Origin of the sequence: Deinococcus frigens DSM 12807, from assembly GCF_000701425.1 — a bacterium.
GTDB classification, from domain to species: domain Bacteria; phylum Deinococcota; class Deinococci; order Deinococcales; family Deinococcaceae; genus Deinococcus; species Deinococcus frigens.
Map to the genome: position 1 here is coordinate 62,558 of NZ_JNIW01000016.1, position 18,446 is coordinate 81,003.

Here is an 18,446-nt window from a genome sequence, read left to right on the forward strand (position 1 = left end):
GTGGCCTCCCCGTTTGGCGTCCAGAGCCGCTTACTGCGCGTCCAGATCGTAGTTGTTTAGCACGGTGGTCTGGATGTTGCCGTCGGGATTGACCAGGTTCCAGCCCTTCTTGGTCCCGGCGAAGAACTGGTTGTCGCTCTGGGCAAAGGCCAGCCGCTTGCCATTGTCCTTGCTCAGCACGGTGTCCCCGGTGTCAAAGCGGTTGTTGTTGTTGGCGTCGCGGAATACCACGACGCGGTAGGTGCCGTAGGGCACGTTGCTGGGCAGGTCCAGGATGAAGCCGCCGGTCAAGAACTTGTCGATCAGTTGGCTCTCGGTGCCGTCTGCAGTGTACTTGCCAGCGTTAAAGCCGACCAGCGCCAGCCCCAGGTTCTGGTTGGTCTGGAAGCCGCGAATCTGGCCGGTCACGTCTTTTTTGGTGGGGTTGCCCGCCAGGGTACACGCGCTGAGCGTCAGGGTGCCGAGGGCCAGGGGAATCAGGAACTTGTTCATAGAAATACCTCCGGTGAGAATGGTTACAAATCCAACGTCCCTACCGTAGCGGGCGGTAGTGGGCCTGCCTACGGACCAAGCCTTCCCGCTTAACTCATGGCTTGCTCACGCAAGGGCAGATTCGCACAGAGAAGCTGACGCGCCCTTGAGACAGTGGGGGGCACCTGAACGGGGGGGGCGGCCCTATACTCCGGACCATGCAGCGCCCGCCCTTCACCGCCCTCGCCGCCGTGTACGACGCGATCATGTCGGATGTGGAGTATGACTACTGGGCCGATTTTGTGCTGACCTACGCCCGAGATGGGGGCCTGAAGCTGGAGGACTCGGCGGCCCTGGACCTGGCCTGCGGTACGGGAGGCTTTACGCGGGAACTGACAGCAGCGGGCCTGCGCGTAACCGGTCTGGACGGCAGCGAGGACATGCTGCGCGAGGCACGGTCCAGATTGCCGGGGGTGGACTTCGTGGCAGGTGACCTGCGGACCTTTGACCTGTCAGCTCGCTTTGACCTGATCACCTGCGTCTTTGACAGCCTCAACAACCTGCTGACCGCCGAAGACCTGACGGCGGCCCTGACGCGGGCGCGGGCACACCTGAAACCTGGCGGCCTGCTGGCCTTCGACGTCAACACCCGCCTGGGCGTGCGCGAGTTGTGGGAGGACGACGCCATCGAGGGGCTGGCCCCGCTCCAGGGCGGCGGCGAGGTGCATTACCACTGGTCCCACCACCACGATGCCGGGGCCGATCTGGGCGTGGTGCAGGCGTTTTGCCGCATAGAGGAGGGCGGCGAGCTGCGCGAGTTCGTCGAGACCCACCGCGAGCGCGGCTACGATCCTGCCGATCTGGAAGGGCCGCTGCGGGCGGCAGGCTTTGCGCGCTGGGAAATCGTGGAATACCCCGATTACGCCCCGCCGATGCCGGATGTGCCGCGCGTCTGGGTCTTTGCGTGGGCAGTGGCTTGAGCGCCCTTCCGGTCCTGGGTGCGGGCGGTTGGGGAACGGCGCTGGCGGTGGGCGCGGCGCGCAGTGGCCGGGACGTCATCCTGTGGGCGCGGCGGCCAGAGCTGGTGGCCGAGTTGACCCGGACGCGCGTGAACGCCGACTACCTGCCGGACGTGACGCTACCGGACCCCCTGCGTTTCACGTCTGACCTGACGGAAGCCGTGAGTGGGGCCGACTTTGCCCTGGTGGCAGTCCCCAGCGTGGGCGTGCCGGAATTGCTGGAGCAGCTTCCGCGCACGCTGGGCGTGGTGCTGTGTGCCAAGGGGCTGGCCCCGGACGGCGGGCAACTGTCGGCCCTGGCCCGCCGGATGGGCTTTGGGCGCGTGGCCGTGCTGAGCGGCCCCAACCTCGCGTCTGAAATCGGGGGCGGCCTGCCTGCGGCGACGGTGGTGGCCAGTGCCGATCAGAAACTGGCCCTGGCAGTGCAGTCGGCCCTGATGTCCCCGGCCCTGCGCGTGTATACCAGCGCGGACGAAGTGGGCGTGGAACTGGGCGGCGTCCTGAAGAACGTGATGGCGCTGGCCGCCGGACTGGTGGACGGCCTGGAACTGGGCGACAACGCCAAGGCCGCTTTAATCACCCGTGGCCTGCGCGAGATGCGCCGCTACCTGCTGGCCCTGGGCGCGCAGGAGGACACCGTGTACGGCCTGAGTGGGCTGGGCGACCTGTTCGCCACCGCCACCAGCCGCCTCAGCCGCAACCGCGCGGCAGGTGAGGCAATGGCGCGCGGTCAGAATCCGTCCCAGGGCGCTCAGGTGGTGGAAGGGCTGCGGACGGCGGGCCTGCTGGACGCCTGGGCCAGCGCGCACGGCTTTGACCTGCCCATCGTACGGGCGGTGGCGCGGGTGGCCTCGGGCGAATGGACCCTGGACAGCGGGATCGCCAGCCTGATGGAGCGGGACGCCAAGGCGGAGGAACACGGCTAAGGTTGAGCCTGTCTGGACGTTCTGCCGCAGTCCCTACAGGCGACGATCACATCAACCAAAGCTCCTCTCGACGCCTACAGCGGCTGTTTCGCCTGGCGTTGCAGGACGTGAAAAATGCCGCATCTTGTATAACACCTAAGATTCACGTACAAGCCCTTGTACCTACCGGGTGCCAGTGGTACAGTCAGGCCCTAGTCGGACACCGTGTACTCATCTGAGCCTATTGCTCCCTATCAAGCCGCCGTCCTACCGGGTCGGTATGGCCGCCTATTGTCACCCCTGTCCGCCGCCTCTCTTTTTCTCTCTTTGCAAGGAGCCTCGCCATGACCACCCTCCCCGCTCAGCCGCTGACCACCTTCGACGACAACGCCCAGCACATTGCCAGGCGGCAGTATTTGCAGCCGAACGACGGCGACATCGGCGGCATGTTCCGGCGGATTGCCAACTGGGTGGCGGGGGCGGAAGCTCCCGAAGCGCGGCTGTCCTGGGCGCAGAAGTACTACGACCTGATGGCGGGCAAGAAGTTCTGCCCCGGCGGGCGCGTGCTGGCGGGGGCGGGGACGCAGCACGGCAACGTCCTGAACTGCTTTGTGCAGGGCGCGACAGAGCATGAGCCAGCCTCTTTTGAAGGCGTGATGGAAGTCGCCAAGAAGCTGGCGCTGGTGACCAAGGTGGGGGGCGGCAACGGCGTCAACCTGGACGTGTACCGCCCCCGCGCCGAGGGCAGTCGTCCCGATGCGGGCGTGCGCGGCTGGGCCTACATGGCGGCCAGCCACGCCGACGTGACCGATTTCATAGAGGGCCTGATGCGCCCGCCCACCCAGCCGGACGGCGACAAGCAGCCGGTAGCCGTCCGCAACTGGACCCGTGTGGTCTACGGTCAGGCGATTGCGCCGGAACTGGTGGCGCTGGCCCGCGCCAACGGCGTGCAGATCGTGCGCGCCCTGCCCGAGGGCGTGCAGGGCGTGCCCGACGATATGGGCGGCATCGTGGACGCGGCCCGCAAGGTGGCCGAGGACGCCAAGCTGGGCCTGGAACCCCGCCTGGATTTGTCCGAGATGCGCGCCGAGGGTGCGCCGATCAAGGGTTCAGGGGGCACCAGCAGCGGCCCGGTCAGCTTTTTAATGGAAATCTTCGATAACTTCCTGGTGTGGGCCAACCGGGGCGCGGAGGAAGCGGGGCCGATCAATACGCTGCGGTTTGTTTACGCGCCAGTGTTGCGGGTGGTCAGGCAGGGAGGAACCCGGCGCGGCGCAGGGATGGCCACCATCGCCATCAGTCATCCCGACGTGTTGGATTTCCTGACCGCCAAGGATCTGGACCGCGAGGCGTCCGAGGGGGATATCTCTACCTTCAACATCTCCATCCTGATTACCGAGAAGTTCTGGGAGACGCTCCAGGCAGGGGGCGTGTGGCCCATGACCGCGCAGGAGGTGCCGGGCAAGTATTACCTGGCAAAGCAGGAGGGAACCTTCGAGGGACAGTTCCCCGAATTGCCAGACCGCGATGAGGACGGGGCGCGCGGCGTGCCGGTGTATTCGGTCGGCAAAGGCAAGAGCGCCCAGAGCGGCATTCCCGCCGCGTGGCTGTGGGACCAGATCGCCCAGCATGCCTGGAGCACGGGGGAGCCGGGCCTGATCTTCAATGACCGCGTGAACGAATTCAGCGCCCTGAAGAACCTGGGGGAGCGGTATGAGATTCGCAGCACGAATCCCTGTGTAACTGGGGATACCCTGGTGGCGGTGGCCGATGGGCGCGGCGCAGTCAGCTTCCGCGAACTGACCGAGGCAGGCGCAGACGTTCCCGTGTACGCGAGGGATGACCGGGGCAATGTTGCTGTGCGCTGGATGCGAAACCCCCGCGTGACGGGCTACGCCCAGCCGATTTACGAGGTGACTTTTGACGACGGCCTCAAGACTCGCGTGACGGGCAACCACCGCTTCAACCTGACCGACGGCACTGCGCGTGAGGCGCTGGAGCTACGGGCCGGGGATTCGGTGGCGTCGATGACGCGCTTCGAGGGGAACTTTGACGATGCGTTTGGGTTTGCCGGGAAGCGCAGTCAGGATTACGCCTGGTTGACTTCGGGGCAGGGGCAGCCTGTGGGCGAACACCGCCTGATTGCCACGTTTGCCGCCGGGCGCTCACTGCTGCCGGGTGAGGTGGTGCATCACCGTGATTACAACGGCCTCAACAATCATTCTTCCAATCTGGAAGTCATGGGCCGGGAAACCCACGCGGAACTGCACCGCGCCGACATGCTGGGCGACAACAACCCCATGCGTGATCGCTGGTGGGGCCAGCTCAGCGACGGGCAGAAGGACGCTCACCGCGCAAAGATGAGCGAGGCGACTTCCGGCGAGCGCAATGGCCGTCACTCTGGCCTGAGCCATGCGGAGCTGGAAGACGCCGCCCGCGAGCTGATTGCGGCGCTGGGCCGGGGCTTCACCAACCGGGAGTGGCAGGCATTTGCCGGGGAGCGCGGCCTGCCCCAGAGCTTCTCTGGACACCGCAGCGCCGAGTTGGGCAGCGTCAACGCCCTGTCTGAAGGGGTGGCGGCTGAACTTGAACTGCCTGCTCTGCCGCGTGGCGTGGGCCAGTCTCGCCAGGCCGTCCATAATTTTGAGCTGTACGAATTGGCGCTGGCTTCGGGTTACGTCGCAGTGCGGCACGAGGGCAACTTCTACCCCATCGTGACCCGTGCCTGTGAGGACTGCGCTGCCCACTACGAGCAGCCCTGGAACCGCCGCGAGGTCAGCTACTGCCGCCCGTGTGGCCTTAAGCGCGCCTCTGCAATGGGCCGTCCCGGAGCTAGGGCCGCCATGACACGCATCAGCGAGAACACCGCCGGGCAGCAGGTTCGCGCCTTCAATGACCTGAAGTTCAGCCTGGGCCGCCGCCCCCTGAAGCAGGAATGGGAAACCCACTGCCGCACGGCGGGCGTGCCTGTTCGTCTGCATCCTGGCGGACTGCCCACCTACTCGGCCCTGACCGAGCGGGCCAGTGTGGCGAATCACCGTGTAATCTCGGTGGAATATGTTGGGATTGAAGATGTTTATAATGGTACGGTGGATGATTTCCATAATTACTATATTGGGCATCATCAGGTGTCTGGAAGTCATCAAAAATCCCGATTTAGCTACGTAAACACCCAAAATTGTGGCGAGATCCCACTCACCATCGGGGAACCCTGTGATCTAGGGGCGATCAACCTCGCCGCCTATGTCCACAACAGCAGCTTCGACTACGCCACCTTCCGGGCCGATGTCCGTACCTGCGTGCGCTTTCTGGACGACGTGCTGGACGTGAACGTGTTTGCGCTGGAGGACAACCGGGTGGCCAGTCAGGACCTGCGCCGCCTTGGATTGGGCGTGATGGGACTGGCCGACGCTTTAATCAAGCTGGGGCTGCGCTACGACAACGAGGCGGGCCGCGAGACGATCATGGAAATCATGTCGGCGCTGCGCGAGGAGGCGATTGCCGAGAGCGAACGCCTGGGCGAGGAGCGCGGCGTCTACGCGGTGTACGCCCGCAACGAGGCCAAGATGCCGCACGCGCCGAGGCGCAATGTGGCGGTGCTGACCGTGGCCCCCACCGGCACCACCTCCATGCTGATGGGCGTCAGTTCCGGCATTGAACCCGTCTTCTCGCCCTTTATCTGGCGCAAGATCGGCAGCGAGTACCGGGCGCTGCTGGCCCCCCTCTTCGTGGAGTTGCTGGAAACCTACCCCGCCCCCGACGGCGTACAGAAGGACGGCGGCTGGGACTGGGACAAGGTGACGGAAGCCGTGAGCGAGAACCACGGCAGCGCGGTGGGCCTGCCCTTTATCCCCGACGCCCTCCAGCAGGTCTTCGTGTGCGCCCACGACATCGCGCCGCAGGATCATGTGCGGATGCAGGGAACGGTGCAGCGGGCCTTTGATGCGGACGGATTTGCGGGCAACAGCCTGTCCAAGACCATCAACCTGCCCAACAACGCCACCGTGCAGGACGTGCAGGACGCCTACAGCGAGGCGTACCGCACCGGCTGCAAGGGCATCACGGTCTACCGCGACGGCTCACGCCAGTTTCAGGTGCTGAGTACCAGCAAGACCAAGGAAGAGAAGACCGAGGACGCCCCCGCGCAGGCCGCTGCCGAAGTGATGGGCGAGGAAGCTCCGGCCCAGCCCAGAGCGGCCCAGCCCGCCGCCTCCACAATCCACAACCCACAACCCACAACCTCCGCGAAGCCGCAATATGACCGTCCCGCCCGCCTCTCCGGCATCACCGACATGGTCAAGCTGACCGATCCCACCAGCGGGCACCGGCGTTCGTTCCTGGTTACGGTCAACCACCTGAACGGCAAGCCGGTGGAGGTCATGGTCATCAGCGGGCGCGCTGGCGACGAGGCCAATGCCGACAGCGAGGCGCTGGGGCGCGTGGTCAGCATTGCCCTCCAGCACGGCGTTCCGGCCCAGGCGCTGATCAAGACCCTGCGCGGGATCAACGGCGGGCTGTACGGCAGCTACAACGGGCGACTGGTGGGCAGCAAGGCAGATCTGATCGCCGTGGCGCTGGAAACCTTCCAGAAGGACATGGCCGCCGGGCAGATATCGGCGCAGGAAGCGGCTGGCCTGCCGCCCCTGGCCGGAGGCAGCGGCGTCAGCGTGTCAGGTGTCAGTGTGGAGGGCATGGACGGCGCAACCCGCGAACGTTGCCCCGTCTGCGAGGAACGGGCCGTGATTCGGGAAGAGGGTTGTTTGAAGTGCCAGGCTTGTGGGTATAGCAAGTGCGGGTGAAAAATCGTGACTGTCAAACAATTAGTCGGTCTTACTAACGCCCGTTATGGAGCATGGATCGTCAATATTGGTCAAGCTCTCAGCCACCATGCGACTTCTGAAGATCTATCACGATTGGAAGAGATTATTACCGCGAGCAAAATGGGGAAGTTCCTCCAAACGATTGTGACAGATAAAGAAAAGACTATTTCAGCACAACAAATCGCTGCGTATGGACATGCATGCAAATTGGGCCGTAAGACCGTCCAAAAATCCTTAGAAGAGTTCAGACGACTTGGTATTATCGACTCAAATGTGGAAATGACGGAGTATAGAATCCTTAGTAGAGATGGCATACGAGTTTTAGATGCTGTTTATCAGATACTCAGTTACGAAGGGATGGCAACCGATTTAGAAATGCTAGCTATCCACTTTATGGAATTTCTTAATATCAGGCCAAGAGAAATTAAGGAAATTAGCAGATATTGTTTATCGCTGAATCTAGGTAGTGAGGTGGATTTAAAAATACTTATTAGAATTTTTACAACGTATAACTTAATCACGCTTATTGAAGATGGAGAGGGAGGCCAAGTCTATTTTAGCTTATTCCAAAACAAATCTGTAGATTTTGATAAGGATATCAATGTCCTCTTGCGATTGGTAAATCCTATCGTTCAAGAACAAATTGATGGACTTGTTGGAAAAATTTACAGAATTGCGGGACTATTGAAAGAAAATTGCGGTGTACCAGATGAAATTATACAATTGGCAGCCAATTTAGGATTAATCGAAGTTGTGACAGTTAACAGCGCCGGATCTGGACTTATTAGCGCAGATTTTGTTATGCCTCCTTCTGTCAAAATTAAAGGTATGAATATGGATACTCTCGAAGATGACATATTCCATAATGCAAAACTACTTTTGTCTTCAATCAGATTTGGTGAACAAAGGTCAATAGCTAGCAGAGGAAGAATAATGGATCCAGTAATCCTGATGTCCAGATTGATCGAGGATAATGAGGTTGGGCCATGTACAGCCATTGGCGAAGATTATGTCGTTTTGGAGACAGAAGGAGTCATTGAAACAAATAAGGCAGAGCATAAAACAGGCGAGCAGTATTACATGTCTCTCAGAAGGAGAGAGCCTGCCGTAATTGTCAAACGGCTCTTAGAGAGTGGATTCAGGGAAACTCACAAAAATACTGGGGCCACTCAAGATATTGCGTTTCCAACATCTTTTAATCCTCCGGAAATTTTTAAGGTGGTCTCTAGTTCCCAGCTTAATAAGTCAACGACTGAAGCTCGTCAACAGCTAATACTGGAACTTCGGACGGCAAGACATGACCGTTAACGCTGGGATGGGACTTGAAATAAAGGTGGCAGCTTATTTTCAGTCCTATGGATATTATGTAAAAAGAGGAGTAAGTGTGACGAGTGGAGTAGACAATTCTGATGCGACTGACGTAGACGTCGTGGCAGTAAATTTCACTCCGACGGACGCTGAAGAACGTGTAATCGTTGACTGTAAAGACCGAGAAAGACCGAAACCATATGAGAGAATTCTTTGGGTAAGCGGCCTAAAAAAATATGCCAGTGCTAACAGGGCTGTTTTCTCAGCACCTCGAATTCCCTTACATGCTCGTGAATTTGCTATGAGGGGAGGTGTTGAAATATTAGATTCACCCACTATTGATGAGAGAATTGAATCAAAAAAGTATATAGATTATGGGTATGGCGCTGCAAGCCATTCATTAACGGTAGAACTAGAGAGAAAGTGGTCTTCAGTAAGATCTCAGAATCGAGAGCTAAAGTCTTCTTATACGGACATGCTTTCTACAGTCATTCATGGTAATCCAGTCACGAACTTAAATAGAATAATTTCTTATGCTATCAGTGTATACAATATTAAACCTTCCAACTCTGACATTGCATGGTTGAAAAGACACATATGTCTTGAAGGGGCGTCACTATTTGCTCTCATGCTGGCGCGCATAGCATCTGAAACCAGAATTCTTAGATCTACGGATAGAGAGGATAACATTAGGAAGAAACTTACATATGGTGAAATTAATCCAAATGTGATTGAAAGAATTTTCCGTATTGCCGGATTGGGTGACGATCCTATAGCAGCCCCAGATTATTCGACAAATATCATAGAGATCATAAACGAATATACGGGTTCTTCAACTATGAATTTAGTACCTTTCAACACTGACTTATACATTTTCGGTCACTGCCTACTCAAAACGGGTGGAATATCAGAAGATCCAGCATATCAAATTGCATTTCCGGCTATTGAGAAGGACGCAAAATCTATTATTTCGGCATACTGCTATGCTACAAAAATACCTTTAGATTATATACTGAGACGAGAATCTTAAATATTCGCATTTTTGAACTGTTTTTTCGATTTACTTAATATCATAGTGACTTAATAGTCACGCTCCAGCTTCCGCTGCTGCCCACGGTGTTTTTGAAGCTGGGAGGGCGGGGGCGTTTTTGAATGCCAACCGCCACGATCCGCTCTTTCTTACTTTGCTACACTGAAGTAAGGAGCCAAGCCATGACCACCACCCGCAAAGTCACCGCCGCCATTTCCAGTAAAAGCCAGCTCACCCTGCCCCGCGCCGTGCGTGAACGGCTGGGTGTGGACAGAGGTGACCTGGTGGAATTCACGCTGGACGAGCAGGGCGTCCATCTGCTTCCGCTGCGAAAAGGTGACAATCCTTTTCTGACCTGGCTGGCCCGCACGCCTGCCCCAGCCCAGGCCACCACGGCGCAGACCACCGCAGCGCAGACCACCGCAGCACAGGCCACCGCAGCACAGGCCACCGCAGCACAGGCCACCGCAGCACAGGCCAGCGCCGACGCCCGTGGGGCACGGCACGCTGGCCTTGACCCGGAGGAACGTCGTCTTCTCCAGGCTGGGCCGGGCGCACGGGTGGTCTGTCTTGGTGACCTGGATCTACAGGACGCTGCCGAGACTGGCCCCTGATCACCGCCATTGACACCAACGTGCTGGCCCTGATCTATGACCACGCGCCAAACGCGCCGGAACTGGGCCGCGCCCTGTACCGCCTTGCCGCAGACGGCGTGCTGGTGATCTGCGGCGTGGTGTACGCGGAACTGCTGGCCGGGCCAGAACGTCCCAAAACAGAGCTGGACGCCTTCTTGCAAGCGGTTGGGATCACGCTTGACCCGGATATGGGTGAGGTGGTCTGGGCCGAGGCAGGCCGGGCCAATGCCGACTACCACGCCCGGCGGCGTGCAGGCGGCTTTCCCCAGCCCAGACCCGTGCTGCCCGATTTTCTGGTGGGCGCACACGCCCTGCACCGCGCAGATCGCCTGTATACCGAGAATGTCGGTGATTTCAGCGATTTTCCGGCGTTGACGGTGATTGAGGCATTGCGCTGAGTTCGCTTTCTCCTGTTACCCTCAGACCATGAACCTCGACGACTACCGCCGCCCCAGCCCTGCGCGCCTCCGTCTGTACCTGTCGCTGCTGCTGATGCTGGTGCTGACCGCCATCGTCGGGCGGCGGCGCGACGGCGATCTGGGAACCGTGGAAACATTGAAACGCAGCTCGTTCGCGCGAATCATGTTCATGGACATTGGCGCACTCAGCACGCTGGGGGCGCTGTATCTGGTGCTGAACGGCAAGTCGCGGGTGCGTGTCCCGGCGGCGGTGGCCTCGCTGGCGGTGGGCAGCTTCTCCCTGTTGCCCGCCCTGGCCTACGAAGACTGGAAGGCCATGCAAGAAACAGAGAGCGGAAAGCAGACGGCAGAGGGGTAAAACCGCTGCTGTCGGCGGCACGAAAGGGCGGAAAACAAAAAACCCGCCCTTTGCGGACGGTGATAAGGAAAATATAGCGCGGAATGCGGCGAATGTCAAATTTATACATTGGGTCAAAATTTCCGCGCTGGGACGGCATAAATCTCGCTGTCCATTGACTGCATTTGCATACGCTGAACTGAAGCAAGTCGCCTTGCCCATCCCCTCTCCCCACGTGGGAGGGGGAGGAGCCGCGCAGCGGCGGGGGTGAGGGGGCCACCCAGCCGCTCCAGAAACGAAAAACCCGCCCTCTCGGACGGTGATAAGACAAATATAGCGTGGAATGCGGCCTATGTCAAACTTATGCATCGGGTCAAAATTCCTGCACTGGGACGACGAAAAAAAGAGGCTGTCTCGATCTGACTTGCATAAGGGGCGGCCCATTTCAGTCTGACCGCCCCCGCTCCTGCCTAGTGCGCCACTTCCACGGCGCGGCTTTCGCGGACCACCGTGACCTGCACCTGCCCCGGATATTCCATGTCCTGCTCGACTCGTCCGGCGATCTCGCGGGCCAGCAGAACGGCCTGCGCATCGGTGACCTTCTCGGGCTGCACGATCACGCGAACCTCGCGCCCGGCCTGGATGGCGTAGGCCTGCTGCACGCCAGGGAAAGAAACCGCGATCTGCTCCAGTTGCTCCAGACGGCGCACGTAGGATTCCAGCTCCTCGCGCCGCGCGCCGGGCCGGGCCGCGCTGATGGCGTCGGCGGCGGCCACCAGCACGCTGTACAGCGTCTCGCCGTTTTCGGGGTCATGGTGGTGGGCAATCGCGTCGATCACTTCGGGCAACTCACCGAAACGCCTGGCGAGGTTGATCCCAATTTCGACGTGCGTGCCGTCGATCTCGCGGTCAATGCTCTTGCCCACGTCGTGCATCAGGCCAGCGCGGCGGGCCAGCCCCGCGTCCAGCCCCAGCTCATCGGCCATGATGCCGGTCAGGTGCGCCACCTGAATGCTGTGTTTCAGGACGTTCTGGCCGTAGCTGGTGCGGAAGTACATGCGCCCCAGCAGTTGCGTCAGCCCCGGCTTGACCCCCAGCACGCCCGCCTCGATGGCCGCCTCCTCGCCCTGCGCGTGAATAAAGGTCTTCATCTCGTCCTGCGCCTTGTGGACCATCTCCTCGATGCGGGTGGGGTGAATGCGCCCGTCGGCCACCAGCGCGTCCAGCACATGCTTGGCCACCTCGCGCCGCACCGGGTTAAAGCTGGACAGAATTACGGCCTCGGGCGTGTCGTCGATGATCAGGTCCACCCCCGTCAACGCCTCGAAGGCGCGGATGTTGCGGCCCTCGCGCCCGATCAGGCGGCCTTTCATGGCGTCGTTGGGAATGGGCACCACCGACACGCTCAGCGCAGCGCTCGTCTCGGAGGCGCTGCGCTGGATGGCCTGGGCGATCACGTGGCGGGCGTGCCGCTTGGCCTCTGCCGTGGTGCGCTCCTGCATGGCCTTGACCCGGATGGCCTTCTCTTCTTCCAGCTCGTTTTCCAGGCGGCCCATGATCTCGTCGCGCGCGGCCTGCGGCGAGAGGCCCGCGACTTCGTACAGCCGCAGGTCCACCGCCCGGCCCCGTTCGGTTAGGTCCGCCTCGTGTTCGGTCAGGGTGCGCGAGCGTTCCTCCACCCGTTCTTCCACCGAATCGAGCTTGTCGCCGCGCGCGTCGAGTTGCTCGGCCCGCCGGTTCAATCTCTCGACCTCGCGCTTGAGTTCCTCGCGTTCGGCGCGGATTTCCTTGCGGTCTGCGCCCAGCGTCTCGCGGTCACGGGACACCTCGGTCTTGGCCGCCGTGCGCTCGGCCTCGGCCTGCGTGCGTAACCGTGCGATTTCCTCGCGCTCTGCGCCGAGTTGCGCGCCCAGCGCCGTGACCTGACCCTCACGCTCCCCGGCCTCTTGCATCCTCTTCGCTGCGTCCTGTCTGGCCTGGTCGGCCTGCTCCCGCGCTGTCCGCACCTCGGCCTGCGCCGCCATGCGAATGCGCTCTGCTTCTGCGCGGGCTTCGCGTTGCAGGCGGTCGTCGGTGGCGGCCCGCTCCCGCAGGCCCCGCGACTGCCCCCCGAAAAACCCTCCGACCAATCCGATCAGGAGCGCCACGATCACCCACAGCATCGTTGGCATAACTGACTCCTTGTGGTTCTGTTTCAGGGCGGCGGGGACCTTGAGACGGTCCGCCCCGCCCCGCAAAAAAGTGAGAAAAGACGAACGCCGCGTGAATTCGGACGTTCGCCTTGCAGTCTAGCCCCAAAGCTGAAGTTTAGGAGTGCTGGCCTCACCTGAGTATCTGGGGGAGGGTTGTGGGAATGCACAGGAAACGGCGAGGGCAGAGGTGAACCCTGTGTCTCTGCCCTTGCCTGTTGTTTTGTAGAGGGCTATTTCGAAACTTTACTTCAGTGTGTCGCCAAAATAGTTCAGCATCTCTTTCCGGGCGTCGCGGCTGGCGTAGGTGTCCGCAATCTTGCCGTCCTTGAGCAGGAAACTGTGCGGCTCGCCCTGATAGACCGTCAGCTTGAAATTCTTGTTGGCCGCGTCCAGTTTCTGCGCGTAGGCGTAGATGCTGGCAATTGGGCTGGGCTGGTCCCTGGTCCCGTGCAGGATCAGCATGGGCGCGCTGAGGTCCCCGATAAATTCAGCGGGCGCTTTGGGCTGGGTGGCCGAGCCGCCCGAATCGGGGAAGCCGTACCACGCCACGCCCGACTTGAACTGTTTCATCTGCGGCAGCAGCAGCATGGTGTAGCGTCCGCCCGCGCAGAAGCCGGTCAGGCCCACGGCGTTCATATTCACGTCCCCACGCGCCGCCAGGGTTTTCAGGCCGTCTTCCACCAGCGCCCTCATCACGTCGTCACTGGGCTGTTTCTCGAAGGTCTGCCAGCCCAGCGCCAGGGTCACGTACCCGGCCCCGGCCATCTCGTCCACCAGATCGCGGTAGCCCTGTTCCAGCCCGTTAAAGGAGTGCAGCAGGATCACGGCGGCCTTGGGAGTGGCGCTGGCTGGGGCGGCCAGATAGCTCTTGTAGACCTTGCCACCGCTGGTCACGTCCAGATCAGCGCCTTTCACGGCCTGACCCAGCGCCAGCGAGGAAAGGGCGAGGGCCGAGACGGTCAACATTTTGTTCAACATGAGTATAACCTCCGCCGTCCACCTTAACGGGACAGCCGAGGGCGTGAGGTGGGCGGTGATACTGGATTAAGAATGCTTCAGGGAATGGGGGAGTGCAGTAAAGGTTCAGTGCTGCCCCGCCAGTTCGTGCAGGCATTTGCCCTCCTCCACGGTGACTGGCACCAGGCCCAGCCGCAGCAGATATGGCTTGCCCGTCCCCGCCTGCCGATGTTCCAGGCTCAGCGGGCGCAGACGCATCAGCATCAGGATCAGTTCGCGCTGAACTGCTCTGGCCTCTTCCTCCGTGAGGGTAAAACTGGCGTCGGCATCCAGCATCAGGCCCACTGGTCCCTGATAGCGCACGGCGGCGTCGATCAGCTCCGCGCCCTCATAACTGGTGTCGGTTTGCCAGTGGCCCTCCGGCGCGAGGTACAACCTGACGCCCCACTCGCGCCCGGCGGATTGTTTACGGTGCAGCCGCTCAAACTCACGGGCGCTGGCCTGCCGGAACAGTTCGGCATAGTGGCCTGCGTAGCTGCCCGATAGTTCATCCAGCGTGACCGCGTCGGTGGCGCTGAACGGCACGAAAAAGGTGGATGCGACGGCGGCGTAGACCTTAATGGCCCGCCCGGCGCGTCTGTCCTCGCGTACGATTTGCAGCAGACCCGCGCCGCAGAGCGCCAGCACTTCGCGGTGAACGATACGGAGATCCGCCCCCGTCCGGCGAGCCGCACCCGACACGCTGTTTTCTCCGGCCAGGAAAGCTCCAAGCACCCGACGGGTCCGCCCCCGCATCAACAAGCGAACGGCGGCGGGATCGGTGACAGTCAGCGGGCTACTCACGCTGAGAGGTTATGCGGTGAGTAGCGTCAGAGGCAACGTAAGGCATGACCGAACTCCTTGACCTGACCCCACGTTTTCGCACCTTCTACGCTCTGGCTCAGGGCGTCGCGCCGGACAGACGGTGGGGACTGTGGCAGCAGCATTACGGATTCGCCGCCGTGCCTCCTGTCCCGGAAGGTCAGGCTATGGCGCGCAAGCTCTTGGGCGACGCCTGGGACCGCTATGCCGGGCTGCCGCATGCTCTGGAAGCCGAGGCGCACAGGCTGCTGGGGCAGGACGAGGCCGCCGCCCCCCCTCTGGAATTGCTGCTGGGCGCTCCCGTTCCCCCGCACCGCCTGGTGGCCTACGTGGGCGGATTCGAGGACAATGCCTTTGCCTTCAGTGATCCGCAGCCTACCCTGTGTCTGCCCGTGGAGATGGCAGCGACAAAGGCGGGCGTCATCCTGACCCACGAGCTAACGCATCTGGTCCACCACACGTTCAGCGGCAGTCTGGGTAGCTGGACGCGCGCGCTGGGGGCCACCATCGTTCAGGAAGGACTGGCAATGCGGGCCACCACTGTCCTTCACCCGGACGCGCCCCTGGTCTGGCGAGTTGGGGAAAGGGCGTGGCTGGACGCTTGCCAGAACATTCGTACCGAACTGATCGAAGACGCCCTGGCCTCCCTTGAAGATTCTGACGATGCGACGCTTCTCCGGTTCATTCGCCCCCACCCGCAGTTTCATCTGGAACGCACGGCCTATGCTCTGGGCTGGTGGCTGGTGGAGGACTGGTTGAAACAGGGCCGGACGCTGGCCGCCCTAGCGCGTGTGCCAGAGGCAGAGTTGCCAGGCGTCGTCCGAACCTGGATGACCTACACGGCGCAAAGGAAAAACCCCCACCACAATGGGCGGGGGCCTGTTCAAACCGGAAGTTAAACTCAGCTTCCTTTCTGGGCGTGGACCACCAGTTTCATGGGGATGGTCACTTCGGGGTGGGCGCGGTAAGCGATGTCGTACTCGCCGATGTCCTTGACGGTCTTGGGCATCTCCAGCTTGCGCTTGTCGATGTCGAAGCCCAGTTGGTCCAGTGCGCCCGCCACGTCGGCGTGGGTCACGGCCCCATAGATCTTGCCTTCACCCGCGCGGACGCTCATTTCCACGGCGACTCCGTTCAGGCGGCTGGCGAGGTCTTCGGCGGTGGCCTTTTCCTGGGCCTGAATCTTCTGGCGCGCGCGGATGCGGGCTTCCAGGCTCTTCATGTTGGCGGCGGTGGCGGACGTGGCGATGCCCTGCGGAATTAGCCAGTTGCGGGCGTACCCGCTTTTGACCTCCACAATGTCGCCGGTTTTGCCCAGCTTGCCGGGTTCCATCAGAATGACTTGCATTGGCAGCGCCTCCTTACTTCCGAACCAGTTTCTCGGTGTAGGGCAGCAGGGCCAACTGACGCGCGACCTTGATGGTCTGCGAAATGCGGCGCTGGTGCTTGGCCGAGAGGCCGGTGCGGCGGCGGGGCAAGATCTTGCCGGTGTCAGAGACAAAACGGCGCAGCATCTTCACGTCTTTGTAATCGGTAATTTCAAGTTCCCCGATGGAGAAGGGGTCAACCTTGGGCTTGCGGGGACGTTTCGGTCCCTTGCCACGCGGTTTGCGGTCACTGGATTGCGTCATGGATTCCTTGTGCCTGCTGGGTTCCTACAAATAGGTCAGAACGGCAGGTCTTCTTCTTCCGGTGGGAAATCGTCGAGACCTTGGTCTATATCTAAGCCGCCCGAACGGTTCCCCGTGTTCGCCGCCTGATTCTGGCTCTGGCCGTAGCCGTTGCGCTGGGGGCGCGCCGCACTGCTCGCGGTCTGCGTGCGAGGTCCGGCGGGGGTGGCTGCGGAAGCACCGGCTCCCGCGCCTCGGGACAGGGCTTCGACTCGCGTCGCCTCTACTTTGGTGGAGTTTCGTTTGTTGCCGTCCTTGTCGGTCCAACTCTCGTTGACCAGACGGCCCTTGACCATCACGGGGTCACCCTTGCGCAGCTCTTTCATGGCCTCGGCCATTTCGCGCCACAGGGTCACGTCGATCCAGTGGGTCTTTTCCTGCTTGTTCCCCTGACGATCATTCCACGTTTCGTTCACGGCCAGGCCGATCCCGAGCACGGCGTCTCCGGCGGGGGTGTAGCGCAGTTCGGGGTCGCGGACGACGTTGCCGATCAGTGCTACTTCATTCATCCCGTTGCCCATGCGAACGCCGCCTCCGGCGTCCTGGATCAGTTCGGGCTGGGCGTCCAGACCTTCCATGCGCAGGGCCTTGACCTTGACTGCGCTGCGCTTGCCGCCTTCCGGGGCGTCCCAGGAGCTGTAGTCCAGAGTCCCCTCAACCATCACGGCGTCGCCGCCCTTCAGGTTGCGCTCGGCCTGCCATTCGGCGGGCTTGCCCAGAATGGACACGCGGTGGTACCACGGCAGGTTCCGCTCACGTCCGTCGTTGCCGACGATCCGGTCTTCTCCGGCCACAGTGGCCTCGAACACGGCAGTTCCGTTGGGGGTGTAACGCAGTTCGGGGTCGCGGGCGAGCGCCCCCACTAAATACACATGGTTCATGCCTCGGGCCATAACAGTGTTCTCCTTGGTGGCTGGCTGGACGCGCGGCGGCGTCCGTAACTGGGTGCTCTAACGTGGCTGGCGGATGTGGCCCTGTGCAGGTCATCAAGACATGCGGGTTGGAAAGACTGTAACAAGTTGACCGGGTTCTGTCAAGAGCGTAATGCTCCCAGCGGGATCAGGCCTTCTTGGTCTTCCATTCCGGGCGGTCCTTGACCACCAGGACGCGGCGCACGTGGTCGCGCAGACGCAGGGTGCTGGCGATTTCCTTTTCGGGGTTGCCGCCCACCTTGATGGTGTACATCAGGTAATAGCCCTCGCGGTCCTTGTCGATGGCGTAGGCCAGTCGGCGGTTGCCCACGTCGTCCAGACTTGCCATCTCGGCCCCGTTGTTCTTCAGGGTGTTCTCGATGTAATCCTTCTCGGTTTGCACCTGCTCGGCGCTGAGGTTGGGGTTCAGGATCAGGTTCAGGTCGTACTGGTTCATAATTCACCTCGCTTTACACGGTCTCTTTGGCAAGTTCACGCCTCGCCAGACAGCGCAACTCACCACATTATCAGAGGGTAGAGGAGAGTGCTAGAGGGATGGGGGAAAGCTTCTCTCTGGTTTTGGGGTGGCTGTCACGCTTTAACCCCTCCGACGCTGCGCGCCACCTCCCCTTATTGATCACGGCGTAAATACAGCCTGATACTCTAATGGCATGGCCGAATGGCAACCTTCACGGTATTCCCGCGCCCAGCTTGAGGAACGCCGACTGGCCGCTGCCGAATGGCTTCAACGCGGCACCCAGACGCACCGCGAGATTGCCGAACATTTTGGCGTGTCTGTCCTCACCGTCACCACTTGGAGCGCCCGGCTCAAAAAGATCGGCACGCTGCAGGCCACCGTCGCTCCAGGACGTCCATCACGTCTGACCTCCAGCCAACTCGAGCAGCTTCGC

Annotated in this window: 17 protein-coding genes and 1 pseudogene; 10 read left to right on the forward strand and 8 right to left on the reverse strand. The window is 61.2% G+C overall.

Annotation, left to right across the window (positions count from 1 at the left end; translation table 11 throughout):
• Positions 1-30 precede the first annotated feature (30 nt).
• The gene (locus Q322_RS0108210) at positions 31-492 is read right to left on the reverse strand and encodes a hypothetical protein (protein WP_029477405.1); all 462 of its coding nucleotides are present in this window, start codon (positions 490-492) and stop codon (positions 31-33) included.
• A 197-nt stretch (positions 493-689) separates the two neighbouring features.
• Between Q322_RS0108210 and Q322_RS0108215 the strand changes: the two genes are divergently transcribed.
• The 8 genes from Q322_RS0108215 (at position 690) to Q322_RS0108245 (ending at position 10,965) form a co-directional block, all read left to right on the forward strand.
• Positions 690-1,451 carry a class I SAM-dependent DNA methyltransferase gene (locus Q322_RS0108215; RefSeq protein WP_029477406.1) on the forward strand — a complete coding sequence of 254 codons (762 nt, stop codon included), beginning with the start codon at positions 690-692 and terminating at the stop codon, positions 1,449-1,451.
• Positions 1,448-2,416 carry an NAD(P)H-dependent glycerol-3-phosphate dehydrogenase gene (locus Q322_RS0108220; RefSeq protein ID WP_029477407.1) on the forward strand — a complete coding sequence of 323 codons (969 nt, stop codon included), beginning with the start codon at positions 1,448-1,450 and terminating at the stop codon, positions 2,414-2,416. The genes Q322_RS0108215 and Q322_RS0108220 overlap by 4 nt, the downstream gene beginning before the upstream one ends.
• Before the next feature lie 323 nt (positions 2,417-2,739).
• A complete protein-coding gene (locus tag Q322_RS22360) occupies positions 2,740-7,194 on the forward strand; it encodes a TSCPD domain-containing protein (RefSeq protein ID WP_084147878.1) in 4,455 nt (1,484 codons plus the stop codon).
• A gap of 6 nt (positions 7,195-7,200) precedes the next feature.
• A complete protein-coding gene (locus Q322_RS23210; protein WP_156952951.1) occupies positions 7,201-8,523 on the forward strand; it encodes a hypothetical protein in 1,323 nt (440 codons plus the stop codon).
• Positions 8,513-9,553: a hypothetical protein gene (locus tag Q322_RS23215; RefSeq protein ID WP_156952952.1), complete on the forward strand. Its 1,041-nt coding sequence runs from the start codon at positions 8,513-8,515 to the stop codon at positions 9,551-9,553. Before Q322_RS23210 ends, Q322_RS23215 begins: the two co-directional genes overlap by 11 nt.
• Before the next feature lie 182 nt (positions 9,554-9,735).
• Positions 9,736-10,167, forward strand: a complete 432-nt coding sequence (locus tag Q322_RS0108235; protein ID WP_029477408.1) for an AbrB/MazE/SpoVT family DNA-binding domain-containing protein — start codon at positions 9,736-9,738, stop codon at positions 10,165-10,167.
• 20 nt (positions 10,168-10,187) lie between these two features.
• A complete protein-coding gene (locus Q322_RS21685) occupies positions 10,188-10,586 on the forward strand; it encodes a type II toxin-antitoxin system VapC family toxin (RefSeq protein WP_051668361.1) in 399 nt (132 codons plus the stop codon).
• Between the two features lie 28 nt (positions 10,587-10,614).
• Positions 10,615-10,965 carry a hypothetical protein gene (locus Q322_RS0108245; RefSeq protein ID WP_029477411.1) on the forward strand — a complete coding sequence of 117 codons (351 nt, stop codon included), beginning with the start codon at positions 10,615-10,617 and terminating at the stop codon, positions 10,963-10,965.
• Between the two features lie 449 nt (positions 10,966-11,414).
• On the opposite strand, the gene rny is transcribed toward Q322_RS0108245, so the two are convergent.
• From rny to Q322_RS0108260, 3 genes are all read right to left on the reverse strand, one after another.
• Positions 11,415-13,115: a ribonuclease Y gene (gene rny, locus Q322_RS0108250; protein ID WP_029477412.1), complete on the reverse strand. Its 1,701-nt coding sequence runs from the start codon at positions 13,113-13,115 to the stop codon at positions 11,415-11,417.
• 264 nt (positions 13,116-13,379) lie between these two features.
• Positions 13,380-14,114 (reverse strand): dienelactone hydrolase family protein, encoded by a 735-nt coding sequence (locus tag Q322_RS0108255; protein WP_034418027.1) that lies wholly within the window; start codon positions 14,112-14,114, stop codon positions 13,380-13,382.
• 105 nt (positions 14,115-14,219) lie between these two features.
• Complete coding sequence (locus Q322_RS0108260; protein ID WP_156952954.1) at positions 14,220-14,936, reverse strand: hypothetical protein; 717 nt, start codon at positions 14,934-14,936, stop codon at positions 14,220-14,222.
• A 44-nt stretch (positions 14,937-14,980) separates the two neighbouring features.
• Here Q322_RS0108260 and Q322_RS0108265 point away from each other — a divergent pair, with 44 nt between their 5' ends.
• Positions 14,981-15,853: a DUF2268 domain-containing putative Zn-dependent protease gene (locus Q322_RS0108265; protein ID WP_034418030.1), complete on the forward strand. Its 873-nt coding sequence runs from the start codon at positions 14,981-14,983 to the stop codon at positions 15,851-15,853.
• Positions 15,854-15,855: 2 nt separating this feature from the next.
• On the opposite strand, the gene rplI is transcribed toward Q322_RS0108265, so the two are convergent.
• From rplI to rpsF, 4 genes are all read right to left on the reverse strand, one after another.
• Entirely contained in the window at positions 15,856-16,302 is a 447-nt protein-coding gene (rplI, locus tag Q322_RS0108270) for a 50S ribosomal protein L9 (RefSeq protein ID WP_029477416.1), read from the reverse strand.
• A gap of 13 nt (positions 16,303-16,315) precedes the next feature.
• Positions 16,316-16,585 (reverse strand): 30S ribosomal protein S18, encoded by a 270-nt coding sequence (gene rpsR / locus Q322_RS0108275; RefSeq protein ID WP_029477417.1) that lies wholly within the window; start codon positions 16,583-16,585, stop codon positions 16,316-16,318.
• 35 nt (positions 16,586-16,620) lie between these two features.
• Entirely contained in the window at positions 16,621-17,517 is an 897-nt protein-coding gene (locus Q322_RS0108280) for a single-stranded DNA-binding protein (RefSeq protein WP_029477418.1), read from the reverse strand.
• Between the two features lie 166 nt (positions 17,518-17,683).
• Positions 17,684-17,992 carry a 30S ribosomal protein S6 gene (gene rpsF / locus Q322_RS0108285; protein WP_029477419.1) on the reverse strand — a complete coding sequence of 103 codons (309 nt, stop codon included), beginning with the start codon at positions 17,990-17,992 and terminating at the stop codon, positions 17,684-17,686.
• 214 nt (positions 17,993-18,206) lie between these two features.
• On the opposite strand from rpsF, the pseudogene Q322_RS23220 reads away from it, so the two are divergent.
• A pseudogene (locus tag Q322_RS23220) lies at positions 18,207-18,446 on the forward strand (IS630 family transposase); the annotation flags it as partial.

Coding starts and splice junctions, on each gene's coding strand:
- rpsF (WP_029477419.1), bottom strand. CDS start 17,992: ATGAACCAGTACGACCTGAACCTGATCCTGAACCCCAACCTCAGCGCC.
- Q322_RS0108210 (WP_029477405.1), bottom strand. CDS start 492: ATGAACAAGTTCCTGATTCCCCTGGCCCTCGGCACCCTGACGCTCAGC.
- Q322_RS0108235 (WP_029477408.1), top strand. CDS start 9,736: ATGACCACCACCCGCAAAGTCACCGCCGCCATTTCCAGTAAAAGCCAG.
- rplI (WP_029477416.1), bottom strand. CDS start 16,302: ATGCAAGTCATTCTGATGGAACCCGGCAAGCTGGGCAAAACCGGCGAC.
- rpsR (WP_029477417.1), bottom strand. CDS start 16,585: ATGACGCAATCCAGTGACCGCAAACCGCGTGGCAAGGGACCGAAACGT.
- rny (WP_029477412.1), bottom strand. CDS start 13,115: ATGCCAACGATGCTGTGGGTGATCGTGGCGCTCCTGATCGGATTGGTC.
- Q322_RS0108255 (WP_034418027.1), bottom strand. CDS start 14,114: ATGTTGAACAAAATGTTGACCGTCTCGGCCCTCGCCCTTTCCTCGCTG.
- Q322_RS0108265 (WP_034418030.1), top strand. CDS start 14,981: ATGACCGAACTCCTTGACCTGACCCCACGTTTTCGCACCTTCTACGCT.
- Q322_RS0108215 (WP_029477406.1), top strand. CDS start 690: ATGCAGCGCCCGCCCTTCACCGCCCTCGCCGCCGTGTACGACGCGATC.
- Q322_RS0108280 (WP_029477418.1), bottom strand. CDS start 17,517: ATGGCCCGAGGCATGAACCATGTGTATTTAGTGGGGGCGCTCGCCCGC.
- Q322_RS23215 (WP_156952952.1), top strand. CDS start 8,513: ATGACCGTTAACGCTGGGATGGGACTTGAAATAAAGGTGGCAGCTTAT.
- Q322_RS22360 (WP_084147878.1), top strand. CDS start 2,740: ATGACCACCCTCCCCGCTCAGCCGCTGACCACCTTCGACGACAACGCC.
- Q322_RS0108245 (WP_029477411.1), top strand. CDS start 10,615: ATGAACCTCGACGACTACCGCCGCCCCAGCCCTGCGCGCCTCCGTCTG.